Raw genomic sequence first — 505 nt, forward strand, 5'->3', positions numbered from 1 at the left:
ACAATTTAGATCAGGTGGTATTTGAAGTATGAAAACCAGAACTCATCAAACCCTTAATAACATACCACGCCAGCAAGGTGCGGCACTCGTTATTAGTTTAATCATACTAATCGTTATGACGCTAGTCGGCGTATCTTCCATGAGCACATCACTGGTACAAGAAAAAATGGCTGCGAATGCTCAAAATACTAATATCACCTTTCAAGCTGCTGAAAGTTCAGTTGGTGGCCTGCTGCTAGATCTCACCAACAATCAGGATGCTCTTACCGATACGATGGGCGAGCCAGGCACTCGTGGAGAAATTACTAGCTATGATATTGAAGCCATTGATGTCAGCGCTGATTATCAGGTGACCTATTTAGGTGAAGTTATACTCAGCAGCGGCAGCTCATTAGATGCCGACGAAGGTTCTACAGACGTCAAAGCCCAACGTTTTGATGTCGCTGCAACAGGCAGGCTGGAATCAACGAATGCACAAACAGTACTTCGACAGGGTATTGAGTAC

Annotated in this window: 1 protein-coding gene; it reads left to right on the top strand. The window is 44.6% G+C overall.

Translation table 11 applies throughout. The features are described from left to right. Positions 1-28: 28 nt before the first annotated feature. A partial coding sequence (locus A3763_RS05755; RefSeq protein WP_068759940.1) for a PilX N-terminal domain-containing pilus assembly protein occupies positions 29-505 on the top strand: 477 nt, incomplete at its 3' end.

It is taken from the genome of Oleiphilus sp. HI0128, assembly GCF_001635365.1.